This window comes from Nocardia sp. NBC_00508, assembly GCF_036346875.1.
Lineage (GTDB): Bacteria > Actinomycetota > Actinomycetes > Mycobacteriales > Mycobacteriaceae > Nocardia.
On the sequence record NZ_CP107852.1, the window covers coordinates 5,739,536 to 5,756,185 of the forward strand.

Consider the following 16,650-nt stretch of genomic DNA (forward strand, 5'->3'; position numbering starts at 1 on the left):
TTGCCCGCCGGTGACCACTACCATCGGTGCCGATGCCGACTCGGATGATCCTCTCGCTCGCCATCGCGGTGACCGCGGTGGCCGCCGCGGGCTGCGCGAGCCAGGCGCAGGGGCCGGTCCCGGCCGCGGACGCGTTCGTCAAGGCGTTCGCCGAACATCGGGTGGACGCCGCGGCCGCACTCACCAATCTGCCCGAGAAGGCGAGCGGCGCATTGCGTTCCGCGTGGGTCCAATTGCAGGCCGAACAGCTCACCGCACGCACCGGCGCGGCACGGGTGAACGGTGACACGGCAACCGTCGACTACGCCTACGAGTGGCGGCTGCCCAAGAACCGGACCTGGAACTACTCGGGCCAGTTGCAGATGGGCCGCAGCAATGGCCGCTGGATGGTCCGCTGGACCTCGGCCAACATCCATCCCAGACTCGGCGACACTCAGACCATGGCGTTGCGGTCCACCCCGCCGCCGCGGGCGCGGGTCAACGAGCAGTCCGGCAGCGACGTGCTGGTGCCGGGCAAGGTGTCCCGGGTCGCCTTCGCCGCGGCGCAAGCACCCGACGCCGCGGCGGTGGCCACTACGCTGGCCGCGGCGCTGAACCGCTTCGACAAATCCCTGACCCCGCACTCGATCCTCGGCGCGGCGAAGGCCGCTACCGGCGCCCACACCGTCGCGCTGCTCAACGAGCACGAATCCAGCCAGGTGACCACCGATCTCATCGGACTGCCCGGCGTCACGCTGACCCAGCAGTGGGACCTGATCGCCACCGACCGCGATTTCGCGCCGGACCTGCTCGCCCAAGTGCGCAAGACGGTGATCGCGGAGGTGGACGGCAAGGCGGGCTGGAGCGTGGTCACCATGAACGCCAACGGCGCCGACACCGACGTGCTCACCGAAGTGCCTTCGCAGCCTGCGCCGTCGTTCTCGCTCAGCGTCGACCGCTCTGTGCAGAACGCCGCTCAGCGCGCCGTGGACGCGCGTACCGAACAGGCCATGATGGTGGTGCTGCGTCCGTCCACCGGCGCGATCCTGGCGGTGGCGCAGAACGAGGCCGCCGACCGGGACGGTCCGATCGCGACGATCGGCCAGTACCCGCCCGGTTCGGTGTTCAAGACGGTCACCGCGGCCGCGGCGATGTCGAACGGTCTCGCGACCCCCGGCACTGTGCTGCCGTGCCCGAGCCGAATCATCATCGGGGAGCGCACCATCCCCAACTACAACCTGTTCACGGTCGGCAACGTGCCGATGGCCACCGCATACGAGCGGTCCTGCAACACGTCGTTCGCCAAACTCGCCAGCGAGCTGCCCGGGCGCGCGCTACACGACGCCGCCGCGAAACTCGGCGTGGGGCCCGGCTATTCGGTGGTCGGGCTGCCGACGACCTCTGGCTCGGTGCCGCCCTCCGACGATCTGGTGCAGCGCACCGAAGACGGCCTCGGCCAGGGCAAGGTCGTGGTCAGCGCGTTCGGTATGGCGCTCATGGCGGCGACCATCGCGCACGGCTCGGCGCCGGTGCCCTACCTGATCGCGGGGCGGCCGACCCGGATCGACGGCGACCGCCCCGCGCTGGCCCCCGACGTGCTCGAAGGGCTGCGCATGATGATGCGCCAAGTGGTCTCCGGCGGCACGGCCGACCGGATCGCCGATCAGGGCGAGGTGTCCGGCAAGACGGGCGAGGCCGAGGTCGACGGCGGGTCGCACTCCTGGTTCGTCGGGTTCCGCGGTGATATCGCGTTCGCCACGTTGCTGGTCAAAGGTGGTAGTTCCGACAATGCCGTCGCCGTGACACGAGATATGTTCGCCGCGTTGCCCGCCGGGTACTGAAGCGGTTGCGTTCCCACACCGGAACAACCCAGAACAGAAGCTCGAGGTGCCGTGGGCGGTCCAGCGGGAACCGCGCCACGGCAACCATCGTCGACCGATACTTCACGGGTACGCCCTTCTTCGTCGTGCCTGCACCGGGTGATGCCGGAGCACTCACTCCGTCGATGCGATCAGCAGATGCTCCAAGCTGGTCGTCCGATCGGAGTACTCGTCGACGCCGATGACCGCGACGAACTCACGATCACCGGCACGCTGCTGGAGCGGACTCCACGAGGTGGCGAGATACCAACCCGCTCCGGCGGTGCCGTGCGGACCCAGACCCCCGCAATAGATCCAGTATCGGTCCGGGTGCACTTCCGGGCTCGGCCGCACCCGCGCGATGACGCCGATGTTGCGGTCGTCGTCCGAGTCGTATTCGCTGCCGTCGCTCAACCGCAGGTGCACCGAACGGGCGCCGTCCGCGGCGGCGCTGTTATGGACGGTGAACAGCGGACGCTCGACGGCCTCGAGATACAGATCGGTGCAGTCGTTGCCGCTCAGCCCGAAACTGATGTACGGCCGGTCCGAGCGGGCGACCATGTCGCGATCGCTGCGGACGTCGGCTCGAATGCCGGTCTGGCGCTGCAGCAAGGAGAGCACGTACAGCAGTCCGCGAACATCGTTCTCCGTCACCATGGACGGGACGTCGACACTCGACTGCTTGCCGAAGGGCCGGGAAATCCCCGCCGCTTTCAGTACGTCCACGGACGGCCTGGTCAGCTCGAGTCTCGGGTACACCAGAGTCGTTCCCCTGGTGGTCATCTCGGCCCCGAGGAATGCCTCGAGCTGGATGTCGGTGCCGGAAGGGCCAGTTCCCTGCAATCGGGGGTTGCCTGGTGTGGAGTTGGCCATCTGAAACAATCCTTCAACCGTCCAGCCCGGAAACATTCTCTCCAGCACCCGGCAGTGATAGTCACGCGGAAACCCGACCATGCGGCCCGACAACCATTGGTAGTACTGCGCCTTGGCCGGCCCATGACCCGGCGGAATGGGCGGGTCGAGCTGTGCCGCGCACCGGTCGTACGCGGTCAGGAAATCCGGATGACTTTTGAGATGCCGCTCCGCCAGCAGCATCTTGAGTACGGTCGCCAACGAAAACCCCCTTACCCCTGCAGCCTCCGTCCACGGTGACAGAGGCTCTGTTGTATTCGCTCAACCGCAACGAATACTGGGCCGCCGGCAATAGCCTGCCGACGGCCCAGCGGCGTCAACCGTTAAACATAGGTGAAGCCGACGCCATTACTCGTACCTCCCGTGGTGACTGCGGTGATTTGCACGGTGCCGGTCCCTGCGGGGGAGACGGCCGTGATCTGTGTGGCGGAGTCGACGGTGAACGACGTTGCCGGTGTGGCATCGAAGTTGACCGCGGTGGCTCCCGTCAGATCTGTTCCGGTGAGAACCACCGTTGTCCCGCCTGCCGCCGGTCCCGTGTTCGGCACCGCCGAGGTGAGGGTGGGAAGCGGAACGTAGGTGAAGGACACTGCGTTGCTGGTTCCTCCTGTGGTGGTGGCGGTGACGTTCACGGTCCCGGTTCCGGCCGGGGAGACCGCGGTGATCTGCGTATCGGAGTCGACCGTGAACGAGGTCGCCGGTGTCGCACCGAAAGTGACCGCGGTGGCGGTGGACAGCGCCGTTCCGGTCAGAACGACGGTTGTACCACCGGCTTCCGGCCCGGCATTCGGCACCGCCAAGGTCAGGGTCGGAACGGCGATGTAGGTGAAGGCGACTCCGTTGGTCGTCCCGCCCGCTGTGGTGGCGGTGACTTGCACCGTCCCTGTTCCGGCCGGGGAGACCGCGGTGATCTGTGTCGCGGAGTCGACGGTGAACGAGGCTGCCGGTGTGGCACCGAAAGTGACTGCGGTTGCTCCGGTCAGCCCGGTTCCGGTGAGCACGACCGTCGTGCCGCCTGCCTCTGGTCCCGCATTCGGCACCGCCGTGGTGAGGGTGGGAACGGCGACGTAGGTGTAGGCGACTCCGTTACTTGTTCCGCCCGGGGTGGAGGCGGTGACGTTCACGGTGCCCGTTCCGGCCGGTGCGACTGCGGTGATCTGTACCGCGGAGTCGACGGTGAACGAGGCTGCCGGTGTGGCACCGAAACTGACCGCGGTGGCTCCGGTCAGCCCGGTTCCGGTGAGCACGACCGTAGTACCGCCGGTGACCGGCCCCGCATTCGGGACCACGGTGGTGAGGGAAGGTACTGGGGCGTAGGTGAAGGACACCCCGTTGCTCGTGCCGCCCGCTGTGGTGGCCGTGACCTGGACGGTGCCCGTTCCCGCGGGCGTGACCGCCGTGATCTGTGTCGCGGAGTCGACGGTGAACGAGGCTGCCGGTGTGGCACCGAAAGTGACCGCGGTTGCTCCGGTCAGCCCGGTTCCGGTGAGGATAACCGTCGTGCCGCCTGCTTCCGGTCCCGCATTCGGGACCACTGTGGTGAGGGTGGGAACGGCGACGTAGGTGTAGGACACCCCGTTGCTGGTCCCGCCCGCTGTGGTGGCGGTGACCTGCACCGTCCCTGTTCCGGCGGGTGCGACTGCCGTGATCTGTGTCGCGGAGTCCACCGTGAACGACGTCGCCGGTGTCGCACCGAAGGTGACTGCGGTTGCTCCGGTCAGCCCGGTTCCGGTGAGCACGACCGTGGTGCCGCCGGTGACCGGTCCCGCATTCGGGACCACTGTGGTGAGGGTGGGAACGGCGACGTAGGTGTAGGACACCCCGTTGCTGGTTCCGCCCGCTGTGGCGACGGTGATTTGTACGGTGCCCGTTCCGGCCGGGGCGACGGCGGTGATCTGTGTCGCCGAGTCGATCGTGAACGAGGCTGCCGGTGTGGCACCGAAAGTGACTGCGGTTGCTCCGGTCAGCCCGGTTCCGGTGAGCACGACCGTGGTGCCGCCGGTGACCGGTCCCGCATTCGGGACCACTGTGGTGAGGGTGGGAACGGCGACGTAGGTGTAGGACACCCCGTTGCTGGTTCCGCCCGCGGTGGTGGCGGTGACGCTCACGGTGCCCGTTCCGGCGGGCGTGACGGCGGTGATCTGTGTCGCCGAATCGACGGTGAACGAGGTCGCCGGTGTGGCACCGAAAGTGACTGCGGTGGTTCCGGTCAGCCCGGTTCCGGTGAGTACGACCGTCGTGCCGCCCGCTACCGGTCCCGCATTCGGGACCACGGTGGTGAGGGTGGGCACTGGGGCGTAGGTGAAGGACACCCCGTTGCTCGTGCCGCCCGCTGTGGTGGCCGTGACCTGCACGGTGCCTGTTCCCGCGGGTGTGACCGCCGTGATCTGTGTCGCCGAATCGACGGTGAACGAGGTCGCCGGTGTCGCACCGAAAGTGACCGCGGTTGCTCCGGTCAGCCCGGTTCCAGTGAGGACGACCGTCGTGCCGCCCGCTACCGGTCCCGCATTCGGGACCACCGTGGTGAGGGTGGGCACTGCGACGTAGGTGAAGGACACCCCGTTGCTGGTCCCGCCCGCTGTGGTGGCCGTGACTTGCACGGTGCCTGTTCCGGCCGGTGCGACCGCAGTGATCTGCGTCGCGGAGTCCACCGTGAACGACGTCGCCGGTGTCGCACCGAAAGTGACTGCGGTAGTTCCGGTCAGCCCGGTTCCGGTGAGCACGACCGTGGTGCCACCTGCTAACGGTCCAACATTCGGCACCGCCAAGGTCAGGGTGGGAACAGCGACGTAGGTGTAGGCGACTCCGTTACTGGTCCCGCCTGCTGTGGTGGCGGTGACGCTCACGGTCCCGGTTCCGGCGGGTGCGACGGCGGTGATCTGTGTCGCGGAGTCGACCGTGAACGAGGTCGCCGGTGTGGCACCGAAAGTGACTGCGGTGGCTGCGGTCAGGTTTGTTCCGGTGAGCACGACTGTCGTGCCGCCGGTGACCGGTCCCGCGCTGGGCACCACCGTGGCCAGGGTCGGAATGGCGACGTAGGTGTAGGCGAGTCCGTTGCTGGTCCCGCCCGCTGTGGTGGCGGTGACTTGCACGGTGCCCGTTCCGGCCGGGGCGACTGCCGTGATCTGTGTCGCGGAGTCGATCGTGAACGAGGCTGCCGGTGTGGCACCGAAACTGACCGCGGTGGCTCCGGTCAGCCCTGTTCCGGTGAGCACGACCGTGGTGCCGCCGGTGACCGGTCCCGCGCTCGGCACCAACGTGGTGAGGGTGGGAACAGCGACGTAGGTGAAGGAGACCCCGTTGCTCGTGCCGCCCGCTGTGGTGGCGGTGACTTGCACGGTGCCTGTTCCAGCCGGTGTGACCGCCGTGATCTGTGTCGCCGAATCGACGGTGAACGACGTTGCCGGTGTCGCACCGAAAGTGACCGCGGTAGTTCCGGTCAGGTTCGTTCCGGTGAGCACGACCGTGGTGCCGCCTGCTATCGGTCCCGCATTCGGGACCACCGTGGTGAGGGTGGGAACGGCGACGTAGGTGTAGGACACCCCGTTGCTGGTCCCGCCCGCGGTGGTGGCGGTGATTTGCACGGTGCCCGTTCCGGCGGGTGCGACCGCGGTGATCTGCGTCGCGGAGTCCACCGTGAACGACGTCGCCGGTGTGGCACCGAAGGTGACTGCGGTGGCTCCGCTCAGGTTCGTTCCGGTGAGCACGACCGTGGTGCCGCCTGCTATCGGTCCCGCATTCGGCACCGCCGTGGTGAGGGTGGGAACGGCCACGTAGGTGTAGGACACCCCGTTGCTCGTTCCGCCTACCGTCGTGACAGTGACCTGCACGGTGCCGGTCCCGGCGGGGGCGACGGCGGTGATCTGGGTCGAGGAATTAACCGTGAACGACGTCGCCGGTGTGGCACCGAAAGTGACTGCGGTGGCTCCGCTCAGGTTCGTTCCGGTGAGCACGACCGTCGTGCCGCCTGCTACTGGTCCAACATTCGGGACCACCGTGGTCAGGGTCGGAACGGGAACGTAGGTGTAGGACACCGCGTTGCTCGTTCCGCCGGACGTGGTGACGGTGACCCCCACGGTGCCTGTTCCGGCGGGGGCGACGGCGGTGATCTGGGTCGAGGAATTAACCGTGAACGACGTCGCCGGTGTGGCACCGAAAGTGACTGCGGTGGCTCCGGTCAGCCCTGTTCCGGTGAGGACGACCGTCGTGCCGCCTGACGTCGGTCCCGAGCTCGGAATGATCGACGTGAGCGTGGGGACGGCGACGTAGGTGTAGGCGAGTCCGTTGCTGGTCCCGCCCGCAGTAGTGACGGTGACCTGCACGGTCCCGGTCCCGGCAGGAGCTACCGCCGTGACCTGTGTATTGGAGTTGACCGTGAACGAGGTCGCCGGTGTGCCACCGAAAGTGACCGCGCTGGTGGTGGACAGGCCGGTGCCGGTGAGCACGACCGTTGTGCCGCCGGTGGTCGGTCCCGAACTCGGAGTGATCGACGTGAGGCTGGGGACTCCGGCATAGGTGTAGCTGACGCCGTTACTGGTTCCACCCGAGCCGGTGACGGTGACCTGTACCGTGCCGGCCGAACCGGCGGGGGCGGTCGCCGTGATCTGCGTCGAGGAGTTGACGGTGAAAATAGTTGCGGTACTGCCGAACCGTACGGTCAGCGGACCGGTGAAGTTGGTGCCGGTGATCGTGACGCTGTTGCCACCCGCGGTGGGACCCGCGGTCGGGGAGATGGACGTGATCGTCGGGACGATGACATAGATGTAGGTGACCGGGTTGCTGGTACCACCTGGACCAGTGACCGTGATCGATACGATCCCCGTCCCGGCAGGGGCGACGGCGGTGATCTGGGTATCGGAGTTGACTGTGAACGAAGTGGCGGGCGTGCTACCGAAATTGACCGACGTGACTCCGGTCAGACCCGACCCGGTGAGCGTGACCGTCGTCCCGCCCGCCGTGGATCCTTGGCTGGGGCTGACGCTGCTCAGGGACGGAACGGGAAGATAGGTGTAGGAGACTCCGTTGCTGGTTCCCGCCGAGGTCTGGACGGTGACTTGCACCGTACCGGCCGAACCGGCGGGCGCGATCGCCGTGATCTGCGTGGGGGAGTCGAGGGTGAAAGTGGTCGCGGTACTACCGAATCTAACGGTCGTGGGACCGGTGAACCCGGTGCCGGTTATCGTCACACTGGTACCACCTGTGGTGGGCCCTGATGTGGGGGAGATGGAAGTGATGGTAGGCATGGCGCTGCCTCCTCGTTGCCGTGGTGATCGTTCCTCTGCACCGGGGGGTGCCCGACTCGCTCAATGGCCCGGCTAATTCCATTAACCTCCTGGAAGGGCACCTGGGCAACGAGTCTCGAATCCGTTTTGGTCCGTTTTCGGATTGTCCGCGTGTCGCCCCGTGACCAGCCCGTCTGGCGTTGCGGCAGCGGCGTTTTCGCCGGGCACCGGTCGTCGCCCGGCAACGGATCGCCGGGTTTGATCACGGAAACCTTTGGGCTGCCGCGGGGGTCTGGCAACCGCACCGAAAACCATCCCGCAGTGGTTCATCCAGGTGTATGGTTTGTCACAGGAACAGCTCGGGTGGGTCCTCGAATTCGATGCCCGCCTGCCGTGCCCGCGTCACCATCTTCCGATCCCATTCCCGGTGCACCCGCAGTGCCATACGGAACGCGCCCATCTGCTCGGACATCTGTTGCGTCTGTGAAATGGCGAGGTCGCTCAACACCTTTGCGGCGTCGGCCTTCGTCTTGGTCATGGTGGCGTCGACATCACCGCGCTTGAACCATGCCGTCACGATCGCCGACAGCACCGAGGAGCTGGCGATCAGCAAGAGCGCCGCGAACACCGGCGACTGCTGGACCATGGTCATGGCTCCTCCTTCATCGTCACCGCGTGCAGCGTCCGCACGTCCTGCAATACCTGCCGTCGCTTCCACAGGAACGCGAGCCCCAGCGCGATGGGCAGCGGCCCGCCGAGAATCGTGGCGGGCCCGAGGGTTCGCTGCTGGAACTGCAGCACCAGTAGCTGGGCGCCGAATGCCATCAGCGACCACCCGAGCGCCCCCAATCCGATCTGCTCGACCAGGTAGCCCCACACCCGCCGGGCGAACAAGCCGACCAGCGTCGCGAGGCAGCCGATCAGCAGGAGAACCAGCCACAGCGTCCGGAATCCCGGGGCCATGCTCGAGGTGGCGGAACCCGCCGGCGGACCGAAGAGGGCCTGCAACAGCGCCGACACACCGAAGACAGCGCACAGGACCACTTCGAAGGGATCATGGCGTGTCGTTGCCTTCGGCGCTTTCATGCGGGTTCACCACTGTGCGGCGGCGCTGGACTCACCCGGTGGCGCGCCGACTCGACGGCCGGAAGTCCCAGCGCCGCTGCGACAACGGCGAGAATGAATCCGGACGCGTCGGCCGAGACGACACCCCTGGTGACCCCATACCCGATGACCGCTACCAGCAGCGGGTACAACAGGGCGCGAACGGGCTCGCTGCGCAGGGTCGTGAGTACTTTGTTCATTGGTTTTCCCTTTCTCGGTTGGGTTTTGTGGAGGTCCGTGCCGTCGGTGGTCGGCGGCTGGGGCGTCGAGTAGACGAGCCCACTTTGCGAAGTTTGGTATGTGCTGATATCCCGGGGGATTTCATCGGTGTGGGCTAGCCAAGTCGAACCCGTATGTGGAAGAAGAGGATTCGTGGTTCCATCCGGCCGTGCGGACCGGCGGGTTGCGGGGTCGGCTACGGTGCGGCCGGTTACGGTGACAGGGGAACCCCGCGAGTGCTGCCCGGAAGGCGGAGAGAGGAACGTAGGCATGCGCTGCCTCCTCGTTTGCTGGTTCCGCCAAACCGGGGGGTGCCGACTCTGATAGTGGCCCGGTTACCTCCATTAACACCCAGGAACGGCACCTCGGCAACGCATCTCAGCATCCGTTTTTGTCCGTTTTCCGGATTGTTGCCAGATGTTGACGGGGATGGAGCGATCGGGCGTCGAAGTGCCCTCTGGCGTTGCTACAGCGGGGTACTCGTGGATCCGGTGCGCGCGGGCCGATTACATATCGCGGCTCGGCTGCGGGAAGTCGCGGAGTAGTGCGCACAAGTCGCCATCACCCATGGGAGTCACCATCGGCAGCGTCGAACGCAGGACGCCGACCGCCACTACGTGACCATGTCATGTCGGCATGTGACACAACTGGATTCGGACTCGAGCTATGTCATCGGCGGGGCCGCCCATGCCGGTTCGTCACGGGCAGGTCTGCCGGTACGGCAGATCCGGGATCTGCTCGTGCCATTCCGTCTCGTTGAGGCCACGCCCCGCACGCTCACATGCCAGCTCGCGGGCGTGCGCTCGCGCGTCGAGGACTCCGGCGAGATCCGACAAGTGCACGAGATCGTCGAATCCGCCTGTGGCCAGCGTGTGCCCGTCCGGGCTGAACGTGGCGGTGAAGGTGGAACGATCGGAGTGTTCCGCGACGAGCCTGCGCGGGTGGGTGACATCGGAGGTCTCCCACATGACAAGGCGTCCGTCTCGGCCGGTGGTGGCCATGAGCCGCCCGTCCGGACTGAAGGACACCGAAAGCACCCAGTCGGTGTGTTCCACGAGCGGAGTGCTCGCCATCCGCGGGTGGTCGCGGTCGCCGATATCCCAGACGACAACACTGTCATCGAGGCTTCCGGTGACCAGGGTGCGCCCATCCGGCCGGAAGGCCAGCGAGCTCACCGCGCCGGCATGGCGCATGGTGCCCCGCCGAATACCTCGGCTCGGATCCGTGATGTCCCACAGCGTCGCGCTGTTGTCGTTGCGGCCACTGGCCACCGTGCGCCCATCCTTGCTGAAAGCGACTTCCTGCACGGTGATGTTCGTATCGAGCCTGGTCGACGGTCGAGGTGCCCGCGGGTCTTCGACGTCCCACAGGAGGGCGCCCTGCTCACCCGCGACGGCGAGGATCCGGCCTTCCGGAGCGAACACCAGAGAGCTGACGTCACCGATCTGGGCGTTTCGAGTAGCCAGCAGCCGCGGATCGCTGCGGTCGGACAGATCCCACAGGTCCACGTTGCCGCCGTCGTACCGCCCTGCGGCAAGGACTCGGCCGTCTGCGCTGAAGGCCACGGCGCCGGTCGGGCCGGCCGATCCGGCGAGCGAGCCGAGCAGGACCGGCCGCGTTCGGTCCGCGATCGCCCAGAGGTTGACGGTGCCGTCCAAACATCCGACGGCCAGCATCGTGCCGTCCGTGCTGTATCGAGTCGAGCGCACGGCATCGCCGCAATGTCCGAGCGCGGGCGGCATTCTCGGCACAGCACGCGCCATGGTTCGATTCAGGATCACTGTGCCGTCCACACCCGCCGATGCCATCTGATTTCCGTCGTCGGCGATCGTGACCATGCTGATGGGGCTGCGTCCGCCAGGGGCAACGGTGGCCCGAGTCGGCTTCGCGGGATCGGTGATGTCGCTGCGGATCCATGCGCTTTCGAGAGTGGCGATCTCGAGTGCATTGCCGGTCGAGTCGAAACGCACGGCGGCAACGGTGGTGGGCAGATCGGCGAGCCGGGCCAGCCTGGCGGGCTGCCGGGGATCGCCGAGATCCCACACTTGGACCAAGTTTCCGTTTGTGACTGCTGCTCGGCGACCATCCGGGCTGAAATCGACCGCATCGGCGATATTGCTTGCGTGACCGGTGAGATCGGTGAGTCCGACCGGAGTGCCCGGATCGGTGATGTCCCACAGGGTGATTTCACCGCGCCGGTCTCCGGTGAGCAGCCTGCGGCTGTCGGGGCTGAATGCCGCTGACCGCAGCTGATTCGACTCGGTGGTGATCCGTCCGCCTTGCCTGGGGTTCGTCGGATCGGTGACGTCCCACAGAATCGCGGGCTGGTTCGGGCTACTCGTCACAAGTAGTCGGCCATCGGGACTGAATTCGATCGTGCCGATCTTGCCGGTATGACCGGGCCGGGCGCTGAGCAGAGTGGGCCGGGCTGGGTCGGTCAGATCCCACAGCGATACCGCGCCATCGGTTCCGCCCACCACCAGCCGGTGTCCGTGTGGATCGAACGCCAGGGCACTGGGGATGTCCGTACCGCTGAACGCGGCGACCTTGCGGGTGCCGTTCCACACGGTGACCTCATGGCCGCTCCATCCGGTTGCCAGCAGTCGCCCGTCGTTGCTGTAAGCGATCGAAGTCGGTGCGCCGCTACCCGAGATGGTGCCCGCGTAGGGCTGCAACAGACTCGTGACCAGTCCGGCATTCGTCGACACACTGCTGTCGAGTTGATCGGCGGCCACGCCCAACATCAACGCGAGTCGCGGCGCGCTGTCGCGCGCGGCGTCGGCTCGATTGACAAGTCCGCGAGCCACACTCGTGCGCTGCCGCTCCTGCGCGACGCCACGTTGGTAGAGGGCGAATGTCATCCCGGTCAACGCGCCGACCAGCAGCAGCACCAGCGTCACGGTCACACCGCGGCGAACTCGGCTTCTGCGGCGCTCCGCTCGGACGCTTGCGTCCAGAAAGTGTCGCTCGAGCTTGCTTACTCGGCCGGGATGCGCGGCCGCCCAGTCCGTGGCCAGCCGTAGCCGGGATCCGCGATAGTGCAGGTTCGGATCCGCCCCGCTCCGGTTCCATTCGAGTGCGGCGTCGGTCAGCTTCTGCTGGACGAGCAGGCCGGCGCGATCGGTGTCGATCCAGCTGCGCAGCGTGGGCCACGCATGCAGCAATGCCTCATGGGAGATCTGCGCGGTGTCGCCGTCCACCGTGATCAGGCGGGCAGTTGCCAGCGCCTCGCGGGCGCGGGCGACAGCGGGGAATTCTCGGGTCAGCGCATCCAGATCCACCCGTCGGCGAGTGTCCTCGGTGTCTTCGTTGAGGTTCACCATCCGCAGCAGCATCACCCGCATCGCCCGCCGCCCGGTTTCGTCGAGCCGGCGGTAAACGTCGTCGGCTGCCTGGGTGACGGCATGCAACACGCCACCGGTCGCCTCGTAACCGAGCACGGTGAGCGTCGTGCCGCGCCGCCGTTGCCAGGTGAGCAGCAATGCGTAGGACAGCAGTGGCAGTGCACCGACGGCGAAATCGCGACCTGCTCCGAGATCACGCAGGACGCGCGACGACAAGCTGGGCTCCAGTCCGAGACCTGTCTGCGCAGCGGGCTTTTCGATGGCTTCCCGCATCTCGTCCTCGGTCATCGGTCCGACCGTCACCTGCCGCCTGGCGAGCGCTTCGGCGAGCTGCGGGTAGGCCAGGCATGATCCGTAGAAATCTGCTCGTATGCCCAGCACTACCAGAGCCGTACGCTCGTGCGCGGCCGCGCAGATCGCCTGGATGAACCGGCGCCGTTGCGCGACGTCCCGGCACAGGGTGAACAGTTCTTCCAGTTGGTCGACTATGAGCAGCAGGCGTCCGGTCGGCAGCAGTTCGCGCAGTATGGTGGCCAGGCTGTCCGGGTCGGCCGCCAACTGATCTCGGACCTGGTCCGTCGTCGCATCGATCAGCGTGGTCAGCCGCGCTGCGAGCGTGTCGAGCGGCCGCTCGCCGGGCGTGATGACCAACTGCGGCCACGTGTGCGAATCGGGAACGCGCATCTCTCCGTCCACGACAGCGGGCATGAGCCCGGCCCGCAGCAGTGACGACTTGCCCACCCCCGAGCGACCGAGCACCGCGATCGGCTTCCCGTCGGCGGACCACTCGGCGAGCCTGCCGAGCAATTCGTCGACCAGGCGCGCCCGGCCGAAGTAGAACGCGGCGTCGTCGGCGGTGAACGGGTCGAGTCCGCGGTACGGGCAGCGCTCGTCGGCGGCCGGTACGCGTTCGGGTGCCGCGGCGACGGGTGCCGGTGCGTGCGCCAGGTTCGACGCCAGCACGACTTCGCCTGCCTGACCGCGCAGATGACGGACCGGTGCGGGGCTGCCGCCCAGCGGCAACGCGCGGCGCAGCTGGCGATAGGCTCCCTCGACGGTCAGATTCGGTGGTTCGGTGGCCGCACCGTGCCGAAGCAGGGTGATCAACTCGCCGCTGAACGCGGTGTGCGGCTTGCCTGCGGGGGCCTGCGCGACCTCGCTCGACGATGCTGCCGCAAGCACGTACATGCCACCTGATTCAGCGAGGTCGAAGGCATCCTTCGCGGCCGGACCGAACACGTCGTAGGCCCGCCCCGCGAAGCAGCAATCGAGCACCACGATGATTGCCCGCGCCGGCGATCGCCGCAGTGCCCGACCGACCGCTGAATAGGCGAGGGCTTTGAACTCGAGCCGGTCCTGATAGTGGTCGGTGTCGTGGGTTGCCAGGTGCAGCTGGTTCCGGTCGTCGACGAGGCCGTGTCCCACGTAATAGAACAGAAATACGCCCTCGGTCCGCGCCGCGGCGTCCGCGATGGCGGCCTCGAGATCTATCGGGTGCGGGTCGACTACGGTTTCCACGTCATGCACGCCGAGGCCGCATCGGTCGATCAGCGCGGCGCCGAGCGCACGGACCGTGTGGGCAACCGCAGGGACATCGGGCAGCACGGAATCGGCCACGTGTGTTCCCGTTCCCACCAGGAGGGCACGAGAACCCTTGGATCCCAATTTCATTCGGGAGCCGTGCTTTCGGTGTCACCCGCTTTCGCGAGACTGTCCATGAGCGCCTGCATGGCGGCGGCGTCCAGATTCCGGACGTTGGTGGACTCGAGCTCGTAGCGTCTTCCGTCAGGTGCCGTCACTGTCAAGGTGACGGCACCAACCCTGCTACGGATCCAGGTGACCAGCACTCGGGCCGCTACGACACCCAGCCCGCTCGGCGCCAGCACGAGAGCGAGGTTATCGATGACCGCCCCGAGAGTGCCCCGCTCCGGCGCCTTCTCGGTGGACAGAACTCGTTGGCGCAGCTCGTCCTCGGCTACCAATCGCCCCCAGAGCGAGCGCAATTCGGCCGCGGCACCGTCCGCTTCGACATCGATCCGTGCATGCACGCACTAGCCCCCATCGCCGTCGCTGATGACTTCGAGACCTTGCTCGACGCGGAAGTCTATCGGTTTCTCCGTCGATCGGCGGCGACTTGCGAGCCGAATCGGCTTGCGGTCGCCAATGTTCCGAGGCGCCTAGGCCAGCGGGAGCGGCTCCCATCGCCGACCGGGAGAGGGGGCGACGCCGGGGCGTCGAGCCTTCCGCACGGCCGTGACGCGAGGCGGATTCGCGGCGACAATGAGGGCGTATGGCGGCGCACGTCAGGGTCTCCGCCCTCAGGAGGGAGACGCCGCCGGACGGCTGATCGTAAGCAGCCCTCCAACCTGCACCGCCGGTCAGTCGCAGCGCGGCTTGGCGGTGATCCAGCGGCCGGTCGAATGCATCGCAAGGACGAGACCGACCAGCACGGGCACTGTCCGTAGTGGGTGTTCTGGCAGGGTGTGGGATCAACAAGCCGGAGGAGACACCGATGTACAGCGGGATGCCGGATTCCTGTGCGAAGCTGGCGGCACCGGCGAGGAACGCCATCCAGGAGCACACTGGCGAACTCTTCAGCGCAGCAGTCGAATTCGAGGCCTCGAACATCCCGGCGTCCGGACGCGAACCCGGTCGGCGCGGGGATGGGCGTGGGCTATCGGGCGTTCGGGGTGGGCAGACGGAACGTGTCACCAGGCGCGCGGGGAGTTGTTCGCCGGGAGCATGCGCACGGGAATCGGGCCGTGCTCGTGTGCGCCCGTTGAGCTGAGGACGGCGGGCACCGAAGCTGATGTGTGCGCCGACGATCGATAATCGCGCCGGTGCTGCTCTCGTGTGTTGCACGGACCCTGGAGAATCGTTCGCTCAACCCCGGCGCGATCGGGCCGCCGACAGCTCGCCGACGGCCCGCGCACACCATCGATCAGACGTAGGTGTAGGTGACGCCGTTACTGGTTCCGCCGGAGCCGGTGACGGTGACCTGTACCCCTCCGGCCGACCCGGCCGGAGCGATGGCCGTGATCTGGGTAGCGGAGTCGATGGTGAAGATTGTTGCGGTGGCGCCGAAGCTCACGGTCAGGGGACCGGTGAATCCGGTGCCGGTGATCGTGACGCTGGTTCCTCCCGAGGTGGGCCCGGAGGTCGGGGAAATCGACGTGATGGTCGGGACCACGACATAGGTGAAGGGGACGCCGTTGCTGGTGCCACCCGGGCCCGTGACGGTGATCGACACGATCCCCGTTCCGGCTGGGGAGACGGCCGTGATCTGCGTGTCCGAGTCCACCGTGAACGAAGTCGCCGCCGTATTACCGAAACTGACCGCCGTGACTCCCGTCAGTCCCGTCCCGGTGAGGACGACCGACGTGCCGCCCGAGGTGGGCCCTTGGCTGGGGCTGATGGAGCTCAGCGCGGGAACGGCGAGATAGGTGTAGGCCACCCCATTGCTGGGCCCCGCCGCGGTGGTGACGGTGACCTGCACCGAACCGACCGATCCCGCCGGGGCGGTAGCCGTGATCTGGGTATCGGAGTCGATGGTGAAAGCTGTTGCGGTGCTGCCGAAGCTCACGGTCGCGGGACCGGTGAACCCGGTGCCGGTGATCGTGACGCTGGTACCTCCCGATGTGGGACCAGAGTTCGGCGAGAGGGAAGTGATTGTGGGCATGGCGCTGCCTCCTCGGTGCTGTGGAAATGTTCCTCTCAACCGGGAGGGGTGCCCCGACTCACTCAGTGGCCCGGCACTTTCCATTAACGCCTCCGCCCGAGACCTGGGCAATGAGTCTCCCACTCCGTTTTCGTCCGTTTTCGTAAAGGTGGGTGTCGCGGGTGCGGGGATCTCACCACCACTGGTTCGACTGCTCGTCGGAAGCTCTCCGCTGGCGTGCGTGGTGAGGCGGCGTGGATCCTTCTGTGTCGAGCGGGATCTGATGGTGTTGGAGCATGGAGCTGGATTCGTCGACGACGCGGATCGGAGCAGGTCTGCGCGCGCCGGGCCGC

Annotated in this window: 9 protein-coding genes; 1 reads left to right on the forward strand and 8 read right to left on the reverse strand. The window is 67.1% G+C overall.

Going from position 1 to position 16,650, the window contains the following annotated elements; all coding sequences use genetic code 11:
- Positions 1–32: 32 nt before the first annotated feature.
- Complete coding sequence (locus tag OHA40_RS25655) at positions 33–1,820, forward strand: penicillin-binding transpeptidase domain-containing protein (RefSeq protein WP_330229423.1); 1,788 nt, start codon at positions 33–35, stop codon at positions 1,818–1,820.
- Positions 1,821–1,973: 153 nt separating this feature from the next.
- Here OHA40_RS25655 and OHA40_RS25660 read toward each other — a convergent pair whose 3' ends face one another.
- The 8 genes from OHA40_RS25660 to OHA40_RS25695 all read right to left on the reverse strand — a co-directional run bounded on the left by OHA40_RS25660 (position 1,974) and on the right by OHA40_RS25695 (position 16,318).
- Positions 1,974–2,951, reverse strand: a complete 978-nt coding sequence (locus OHA40_RS25660) for a hypothetical protein (protein ID WP_330229424.1) — start codon at positions 2,949–2,951, stop codon at positions 1,974–1,976.
- 122 nt (positions 2,952–3,073) lie between these two features.
- Positions 3,074–7,936 carry an IPT/TIG domain-containing protein gene (locus OHA40_RS25665; protein ID WP_330229425.1) on the reverse strand — a complete coding sequence of 1,621 codons (4,863 nt, stop codon included), beginning with the start codon at positions 7,934–7,936 and terminating at the stop codon, positions 3,074–3,076.
- 382 nt (positions 7,937–8,318) lie between these two features.
- A complete protein-coding gene (locus tag OHA40_RS25670; protein WP_330229426.1) occupies positions 8,319–8,624 on the reverse strand; it encodes a hypothetical protein in 306 nt (101 codons plus the stop codon).
- Entirely contained in the window at positions 8,621–9,058 is a 438-nt protein-coding gene (locus OHA40_RS25675) for a hypothetical protein (RefSeq protein ID WP_330229427.1), read from the reverse strand. Before OHA40_RS25675 ends, OHA40_RS25670 begins: the two co-directional genes overlap by 4 nt.
- A complete protein-coding gene (locus tag OHA40_RS25680) occupies positions 9,055–9,276 on the reverse strand; it encodes a hypothetical protein (RefSeq protein WP_330229428.1) in 222 nt (73 codons plus the stop codon). The genes OHA40_RS25675 and OHA40_RS25680 overlap by 4 nt, the downstream gene beginning before the upstream one ends.
- A 717-nt stretch (positions 9,277–9,993) precedes the next feature.
- Complete coding sequence (locus tag OHA40_RS25685) at positions 9,994–14,256, reverse strand: caspase, EACC1-associated type (RefSeq protein ID WP_330229429.1); 4,263 nt, start codon at positions 14,254–14,256, stop codon at positions 9,994–9,996.
- 50 nt (positions 14,257–14,306) lie between these two features.
- Positions 14,307–14,687, reverse strand: a complete 381-nt coding sequence (locus OHA40_RS25690; protein WP_330229430.1) for an effector-associated constant component EACC1 — start codon at positions 14,685–14,687, stop codon at positions 14,307–14,309.
- An 893-nt stretch (positions 14,688–15,580) separates the two neighbouring features.
- Complete coding sequence (locus OHA40_RS25695) at positions 15,581–16,318, reverse strand: IPT/TIG domain-containing protein (RefSeq protein WP_330229431.1); 738 nt, start codon at positions 16,316–16,318, stop codon at positions 15,581–15,583.
- Positions 16,319–16,650: the final 332 nt, after the last annotated feature.

Bases quoted from the DNA above. Each gene is read 5' to 3' on its own strand.
- OHA40_RS25670 (WP_330229426.1), bottom strand. From the start codon at position 8,624: ATGACCATGGTCCAGCAGTCGCCGGTGTTCGCGGCGCTCTTGCTGATC.
- OHA40_RS25695 (WP_330229431.1), bottom strand. From the start codon at position 16,318: ATGCCCACAATCACTTCCCTCTCGCCGAACTCTGGTCCCACATCGGGA.
- OHA40_RS25680 (WP_330229428.1), bottom strand. From the start codon at position 9,276: ATGAACAAAGTACTCACGACCCTGCGCAGCGAGCCCGTTCGCGCCCTG.
- OHA40_RS25655 (WP_330229423.1), top strand. From the start codon at position 33: ATGCCGACTCGGATGATCCTCTCGCTCGCCATCGCGGTGACCGCGGTG.
- OHA40_RS25675 (WP_330229427.1), bottom strand. From the start codon at position 9,058: ATGAAAGCGCCGAAGGCAACGACACGCCATGATCCCTTCGAAGTGGTC.